Source organism: Massilia sp. P1_C10, from assembly GCF_056406475.1.
In genome coordinates this window covers 209,318-216,746 of sequence record NZ_JBFUAC010000009.1, presented here as the reverse complement: position 1 = coordinate 216,746, position 7,429 = coordinate 209,318, and the positions used below count along the sequence as shown (strand labels likewise).

The 7,429-nt window shown below is 67.4% G+C and carries 6 protein-coding genes; 4 read left to right on the top strand and 2 right to left on the bottom strand.

The features are described from left to right. The coding region (locus tag AC1D02_RS19055) for a hybrid sensor histidine kinase/response regulator (protein ID WP_477319748.1) at nt 1-1,096 on the top strand (1,096 nt) is incomplete at its 5' end. Between the two features lie 121 nt (nt 1,097-1,217). On the opposite strand, the gene AC1D02_RS19050 is transcribed toward AC1D02_RS19055, so the two are convergent. Further along, nucleotides 1,218-2,453: a DUF1501 domain-containing protein gene (locus AC1D02_RS19050; protein WP_477319746.1), complete on the bottom strand. Its 1,236-nt coding sequence runs from the start codon at nt 2,451-2,453 to the stop codon at nt 1,218-1,220. Between the two features lie 16 nt (nt 2,454-2,469). After that, on the bottom strand, nt 2,470-3,981 hold the full coding sequence (locus tag AC1D02_RS19045; RefSeq protein ID WP_477319744.1) for a DUF1800 domain-containing protein: 1,512 nt from the start codon (nt 3,979-3,981) through the stop codon (nt 2,470-2,472). Between the two features lie 165 nt (nt 3,982-4,146). Between AC1D02_RS19045 and AC1D02_RS19040 the strand changes: the two genes are divergently transcribed. From AC1D02_RS19040 to AC1D02_RS19030, 3 genes are read left to right on the top strand one after another with little or no spacing between them, the layout of a single operon-like run. Beyond that, nucleotides 4,147-4,857, top strand: a complete 711-nt coding sequence (locus AC1D02_RS19040; protein ID WP_477319742.1) for a CerR family C-terminal domain-containing protein — start codon at nt 4,147-4,149, stop codon at nt 4,855-4,857. After that, the gene (locus tag AC1D02_RS19035; RefSeq protein ID WP_477319740.1) at nt 4,854-6,254 is read left to right on the top strand and encodes an efflux transporter outer membrane subunit; all 1,401 of its coding nucleotides are present in this window, start codon (nt 4,854-4,856) and stop codon (nt 6,252-6,254) included. The genes AC1D02_RS19040 and AC1D02_RS19035 overlap by 4 nt, the downstream gene beginning before the upstream one ends. 26 nt (nt 6,255-6,280) lie before the next feature. Continuing rightward, nucleotides 6,281-7,420, top strand: coding sequence for an efflux RND transporter periplasmic adaptor subunit (locus tag AC1D02_RS19030; protein ID WP_477319738.1), 1,140 nt, complete (start codon nt 6,281-6,283; stop codon nt 7,418-7,420). The last annotated feature ends 9 nt before the right edge of the window (nt 7,421-7,429 follow it).

Sequence of the window (7,429 nt, the reverse complement as noted above, 5' to 3'; positions counted from 1 at the left end):
CATCCTCGTCACCGCGCTCAACGACGCCAAGGACATCATCCGCGGCATCGAGTCGGGCGCCGACAACTTCATCCGCAAGCCCTATTCCGAGGATTACCTACTGAACCGCATCAGCCAGGTGCTGCTGAACCAACGCCTGCGCCAGGATGCGGGGCCGGAAGCGGGCATCGGCGTGTACCTGGGCGAGCAGAAGCACTTCATCAACGCCAGCCGCCAGCAGATGCTCGACCTGCTGATCTCGACCTACGAACAGGCGGTGCAGGTGAACGTCGAGCTGCAGGCGCGCGAACGCCAGGTCATCGAACTGAACATGCGGCTGTCGCAGCATGCGGCCGAACTGGAGGCGCACAACCAGGAGATCGCGCGCAAGAACATCGAACTGGCGGAGGCGAGCCGCATGAAGTCGGCGTTCATCGCGAATATGTCGCACGAATTGCGCACACCGCTCAACGCGATCATCGGCTTCACCGGGACCCTGCTGATGAAGCTTCCCGGACCGCTCAACGACGACCAGGACCGCCAGCTGAACACGATCCGCACCAGCGCGCGCCACCTGCTCTCGCTGATCAACGACATCCTCGACGTGGCCAAGATCGAGGCCGGCAAGGTCACGCTGGCGCTGGCGCCGGTGCATTGCCAGGCGCTGATCACGGAAACGGCGGATTCGCTGCGGCCGCTGGCGGCGCAAAAGGGCCTGGCGCTGACCGTCGACCTGCCGCCCGATCCCGTCATCGTCACCAGCGACCGGCGCGCGCTCACGCAGATCGTGATCAACCTGGTCAACAACGCGATCAAGTTCACCGAGCAGGGTTCGATACGGGTCGCGCTGACGCAGCGCAGCATCGCGGACGACGTCGTGACGGAATTGAGCGTTACCGACAGCGGGACCGGCATCAGGGCGGAGGACCAGGCCAAGCTGTTCCAGGCGTTTTCGCAACTCGATTCCACGTCCACCCGGCATGCCGAAGGCGCGGGGCTCGGGCTGTATTTATGCCAGAACCTGGCCAACCTGCTGGGCGGAAGCCTGTCGTTGTCGAGCGAGTTCGGCGTGGGCAGCACCTTCACCCTCACATTGCGGGATAAGCCGCTGCGCTGACGACGTCCGAAAAAAAACGCCCGCGACCTTGCGGGGCGGGCGGTAATCCAATTTGCGGGAAATTGGAGGAGACAGTTCCAATATAGTCCGCTTTATGTTGCGCTGCAATACCGTAAAACTACTATGCTTTCATCAGCTGGAATCCCGCTGAACGCTGCGGCATGATGGGGAAGATCTGCGCCAGCTGGCGGTCGGACATGCGCATGTGGCGTTCGGCCACCTGCGCCAGCACCGAGCGGAAGTCGGTCGTCACCGGCAGGTCGCGTCCCTCGTTGAGGGCAGCGTCGCCGACGCCCTGCCAGTCGCCGTACACGTTGCCGCCATTGACGCCGCCGCCCATCACCCACATCACGTTGCCGTGACCGTGATCGGTGCCGCCGTTGCCGTTTTCGCGCGCGGTGCGGCCGAATTCGGACATCACGATCACCGTGGTGTCGTCGAACATCGGCCCCAGGCGCTGCGCCAGCACGGCCAGGCCATGGCCCAGCGGCGCCAGTCGGTTGGCCAGCTGGCCCTTGCCGGCGCCTTGGTTGGCATGGGTGTCCCAGCCGCCCAATGCGATGAAGGCCACCTGGATCTTCGGATCGTTGCGCATCAGCGCGGCCAGGCGCGCGGCGTCGTCCGGGAAGCCGTTCGGCAGTGGCGCGCCGCCGTCCGCCGGATTCATCATCTCGCCGGCCGCCGCCGCCTCCATCACTTCCTTGTGCGCGCTCTTGCCGTCGGCGTAGGCGCGGCCGAAGCGCTCGTGGCCACCGTACAGCTGGTCGAACGCGGCGCCGATCGCCGGACGGTCGAGGATGTTGGCCTTGGTCGCGGAAACCACGTTCGGCAGGTTCATCGCGCCCGACGCCCCCGCCAGGATGCGCGGCATGACAGGGCCGATCGACAACGCGCGGCTCGCCGTAGGAGTGCCGGGCAGCGCCGTGACCAGGCGGTTCATCCAGCCGTCCGGCGTGTTCTTGCGGCCCGGCGTGGCCGACTCCATGTAGTCCTGAGCGTCGAAGTGCGAGCGGGTGCTGTCGGGCGAACCGCTGGCATGCACGAAGGCCAGCTTCTTCTCCTGCCACAGGGGCTGCAGCGTGGCGAGCGCCGGATGCAAGCCGAAGTAGCCGTCCAGGTCCAGCGCGCCGCCTTCCATGCCGGGAGCCGACAGGCCGATGGTCGGACGCAGGCGCAGGTAGTTCTCGTCAGCGACCGGCGCCACCACGTTCAGTCCGTCGACCGCGCCGCGCAACATCACGACGATCAGTTTTTTCTTGGTTGGATTCTCGCTGGTGGCGGCCCATGCGCTGCGGCCGACCGGCAGCACCAGGCTGGCGCCAAGCGCCATCGAATTGAGGAAGTCTCTGCGTTTCATCTTGTTATTCTCCGCTTTAGTGTTGCATGAAATCCGGGCTGCCGAGCAGCATGGCGGCGCGCAGAGGCTCCGCGGTGCCGGCCACCGTCGTCAGGGTGCGGCTCGAAATCGCGCCGCCCAGCGTTGCCTGCAATTGCGTGGCGTCGAGTTCCGGCGCCGTCATCGCGGGCTTCTTCGCCAGCGGCAGCTTGCCGGCGGCGAGCGCGGTGGCGTAGGTAATCCGGCGTGTCAGCGCGTCCGGATTGAGCCAGGCGTCCTGGGTGTTCTTCCAGCCATCCGGCGTCTGGCAGCCGTACAGCGGCATGCCCAGCTGGGCCATCGTGCCGAGCAGCGGCTGGATGTTGGTCACCGGCGCACCGCTGGCGCGGGCCGCCGACACCACGAACTGGTAAGGCGTCTTGAACTTGGCGCCGACCGCTTCCGGCGCCATGAACTGCTGGCTCGAGAACAGCGTGGTCAGGACCGAGCGAATGTCGCCTTTCGACGCCAGGTACATGCGCGCCATGCGGTCCACCAGCGCGGGCGGCGGCACGTCCTGCACGAAGTACTGCGCCAGCTTGTAGCTGAGGTGGCGCGCGGTCGATGGATGCATCGCCAGCACGTCGAGCGCCATCTCGCCTTCGGCCAGGCCGTTGTCCTTGACCTCCATGCCCATCCAGTGCTTGACGCCCTTGTCGTGGCGCGCGCGGTCGAACACGAAGGTCTGGTTGCTCAGCATCAGGGTGCGCTGGTCGTAGGTCCAGCCGGTCAGCATGCGCGCCAATTCGGTCACGTCCTTCTGCGTGTAGCCGCCGTCCACGCCGAGCGTGTGCAGCTCCATGACCTCGCGCGCGAAGTTTTCATTCAGGCCGCTGGCCTTGCCCTTGGGCGTCAGCGCCAGCGAGGCGCGCACCCTGCCCGGCGTGTAGCCGGCCACGGTGGACAGGTGGTTGTCGAGGTAGTACAGCATCGCCGGATGCTTGGCGGTGGCGCCCAGCATCTCGCGGAAGGAGCCGAGCACGTAAGGCCGGATCGCGTCGCGCTCGTAGCTGGCGACCAAGGCGCGGTCGATGCCTTTGCCGGAGAAGACGTTGAAGTGGTTGTACCAGAAATCGACCATCACCTCTTCGAGCTGGCGCGGGCTGTCGATCGCGCGCAACAGGCGCGCTTCGGCCGTCTCCATCGCGATCGCGGTGAGCGCGATGCGGCGCTTCTGCTTCGCGCCCTCGTCCTCGTTGCGCACCTGCTTGCGCAAGTCGACGAATTGATCCACCACGTCGCCAGCCTTTCGGTGGACGGTGGCCAGCGTGGCGATCCGCTCGGTGAGCGCGGCCGGCATCGGGATGGTTTCAGGGTGCAGCTGCTCGTCGATGTAGCGCTCGACGCCCATCTGCTTGACGCGCTCGATGTCGCCCGGTTTCGGACCGAATGCAAGCCGGTTCAGGACATGGACAGCCTGCTGGTCGGGGGTGAGCGCCTGGGCGCCGGCGGGAGCCGCGGCCCATAACAGGGCGCTGAAGATGATGAGGGAGAATTGTTGTGCTTTCATTATTGGTCTCTAAGTGGCATTCGATGTGTGCCCATGCATATTTATATCCCAACTTGCTCAGCCGATGAAGCTTACTTTGTTTCAATTGTAAGCAAATGTAACGGCTAATTCAAACAAATGATTTACTTATATCGTGCGATTGAGAATTGTGGTGTAATTTCACAAATGGAAGAATCGAACCACAGCATTCACGACGAAACCCGCAAGCCCCGCTCGGATGGCGCACAGTCGCGCGAACGCCTGCTGCTGACGGCGCAGCGCCTGTTCGCCGAACAGGGTTTTACCCTGACCTCGACCCGCGAAATCGCGCTCGCCGCCGGCACCAACGTCGCGTCGATCAGCTACTACTTCGGTGACAAGGCAGGGCTGTACCGCGCGGCGTTCCGCGACCTGGCGCCCTGTCCGCGCAAGGACGTTGCGGCGTTCACCGATCCGCAGTTGCCGCTGCGCGAAGCGCTGGCGGCGTTCTACGCGATGCTGCTCGGGCAGCTCAAGCAGGGCGACCAGCAGCGCCTGTCGATGCGCCTTTGGTTCCGCGAAATGCTGGAGCCGACCGGCCTGTGGCTCGACGAAATCGACAACGGCATCCGGCCCGCGCACGCCGGCCTGGTGCAGGTGCTGGGCCGCCATCTCGGCGCCGCCGCGCCGGCCGACGACGTCGCGCGCCTCGCGTTCGCGGCGGTCGGCATGGCGATTCACCTGATGATCTCGCGCGACGTGGTCGAGCAGCTCACGCCGCAATTGCTGGCCAACGAGTCCGCGATCGACACCTGGACCGAGCGCCTGGTGGACTACGCCGAAGCGATGGTCAACGCAGAAAAGGCGCGCATGGAATCCGCTGAACGAAAAACACAGCCACGAAAGAAGAAAGCATGAAGATAGCCCGCATCATGATGACCGCCGCCGCGCCGCTCGCGCTGTGCGCCTGCGCCCTGTCCCCTCCCGCGCCGAAAGTCGATGCGCTGGCGCCGGCCAGGTGGGAAGCGGCGCCGGCGCACAACGGCAGCCTGACCGACCTGGCCGGCTGGTGGCGCCGGCAAGGCGATCCGCTGCTCGCGCAGTTGGTCGATTCGGCCCAGGCGGCCAGTCCTACCGTGTCGGCGGCGCGATCGCGCATCGCGCAGTCGCGCGCCCAGCGCGTGGCGGCCGGCGCGGCGCTGCTGCCGTCGGTCGATGCGGCGGCCACCATCGTCCGCTCGAGCCAGCAAAGCGAACTGCCGACCAATACCACTTCGCAGGCCGGATTCCAGGCCGCGTGGGAAATCGACCTGTTCGGCGCGCGCCGCGCCGAACGCCGCGCCGCCGAGGAGCGGCTGGCCGGCGCGAACGCCGGCTGGCATGAGGCGCGCGTATCGGTCGCCGCCGAAACCGCCAACCAGTATTATGCGCTGCGGGCCTGCGAGCAGTTGCTGGCAGTGGCCGAGCAGGACGCCGCCTCGCGCGACGACACCTCGCGCCTGACCCAGCTGACCGCCGACGCCGGCTTCCAGTCGCCGGCCACCGCGGCGCTGGCGCGCGCCAGCGCCGCAGAAGGACGCAGCCGCGCCACCGCCCAGCGCGCCCAGTGCGACCTGGACGTCAAGGCGCTGGTGGTGCTGACCGCCCTGCCCGAGCCCGACCTGCGCCGGAAAATCGCCGGCGCCGCGGCCGTTGCGGCGACGCCGATCGAAATCAGCGCACTGCCGGCCCAGACGCTGGCGCAGCGTCCCGACGTGTTCAACGCCGAGCGCGAAGTCGCGGCGGCGAGCGCGGAAGTCGGCAGCGCGCAGGCCGACCGCTATCCGCGCCTGTCGCTGCAGGGCGCCGTCGGCCTCGCCAACTTTCGCACCGGCGGCGAGAATACCAGGCTCGATACCTGGACCATCGGGCCGCTGGCGTTGAGCGTGCCCGTATTTGACGCCGGCCGCCGCGCGGCCAACGTCGACGCCGCCCGCGCGCGCTACGACAACGCCGTCATCGCTTACCGCGCAACGGTGCGCCAGGCCGTGCGCGAAGTCGAGGACGCGCTGGTCAACCTTCGCAGCACCGCGCAGCGCAGCGCCGACGCGCAAGTGGCGATGGACGGCTACCGCTATTCGTTCCGCGCCACCGAAGACCTGTACAAAAACGGCCTGGCCAGCCTGCTGCAGCTGGAAGACGCGCGGCGCACCCGGCTGGCCGCCGAAAACGCCGTCGTGACGCTGCAACGCGAGCGCAACGCCGCATGGATCGCGCTGTACCGCGCGGCCGGCGGCGGCTGGACGCCCGCCGCCAACATCGCCGCCATCCAATGAATCGCCCGACCACGGAATCCAAGAACATGAAAAACCTGCTGCTCACCCCCGCTTCCGCCCTCGTCCTCGGCGTCCTGGCCGCCTGCGCCGCCGCGACCATGCTGGCCGCACCCGCCTCTGCCGACGACAAGAAGCCGGCGCCGGCGAAGCCGTCGCTGACCGTCACTACCGTGCGTCCATCGGCGGCCAACCTGCCGATCAAGCTGTCCGCCAACGGTAACGTGGCGGCCTGGCAGGAAGCGATCATCGGCAGCGAGACCGGCGGCTTCAGGCTCAACGAAGTGCGCGTGAACGTTGGCGACATCGTCAGGAAGGGCCAGGTCCTGGCGGTGTTTTCGGCCGACAGCGTGAACGCCGACGTGGCGCAAGCGCGCGCGGCATTGCAGGAGACTCGCGCCAACGCCGCGGAAGCGACCGCGAATGCGGCACGCGCCCGCACGCTGCAGAGTTCCGGCGCGCTGTCGGCGCAGCAGATCAGCCAGTACATGACGGCCGAACAGACCGCGAACGCGCGCATCGCCGCCTCGCAGGCGACGCTGTCGGCGCAGCAGCTGCGCCTGAAGTACACGCAGGTGGTGGCGCCTGACAGCGGCGTGATTTCGGCGCGCAGCGCCACTGTCGGCTCGGTGGTGGGCGTCGGCACGGAACTGTTCCGCATGATTCGCCAGGGCCGGCTCGAGTGGCGCGCGGAAGTGATCGCGGCCGACCTGGCGCGCATCAAGCCGGGCGCCAGGGCGGTGGTGAAGGCGGCCAGCGGCGCCGAGCTGACCGGCCGCGTGCGCATGATCGCGCCGACCATCGATCCGCAGACCCGTTCGGCGCTGGTGTACGTCGACCTGCCGCCGTCGCTGTCGGCCAACTCGCCGTTCAAGGCCGGCATGTTCGCCAGCGGCCAGTTCGAGCTGGGCACGTCGAATGCGATGACGGTGCCGCAGCAGGCGGTCGTGGTGCGCGACGGCTTCAGCTACGTGTTCCGGCTGAACGCCGACCAGCGCGTCAGCCAGCTCAAGGTGCAGACCGGAAGGCGACTGGCCGACCGCATCGAAGTGATCGGCGGCCTGAAGCCGGAAGAACTGGTGGTAGTCGGCGGCGCCGGCTTCCTCAACGACGGCGACCTGGTTCGCAACGTGCCCGCGGCTGCGCCGGCCGCCATCGCCGCGAAATAAGGAAGCGCC

Coding starts and splice junctions, on each gene's coding strand:
- AC1D02_RS19050 (WP_477319746.1), bottom strand. CDS start 2,453: ATGAAACGCAGAGACTTCCTCAATTCGATGGCGCTTGGCGCCAGCCTG.
- AC1D02_RS19045 (WP_477319744.1), bottom strand. CDS start 3,981: ATGAAAGCACAACAATTCTCCCTCATCATCTTCAGCGCCCTGTTATGG.
- AC1D02_RS19040 (WP_477319742.1), top strand. CDS start 4,147: ATGGAAGAATCGAACCACAGCATTCACGACGAAACCCGCAAGCCCCGC.
- AC1D02_RS19035 (WP_477319740.1), top strand. CDS start 4,854: ATGAAGATAGCCCGCATCATGATGACCGCCGCCGCGCCGCTCGCGCTG.
- AC1D02_RS19030 (WP_477319738.1), top strand. CDS start 6,281: ATGAAAAACCTGCTGCTCACCCCCGCTTCCGCCCTCGTCCTCGGCGTC.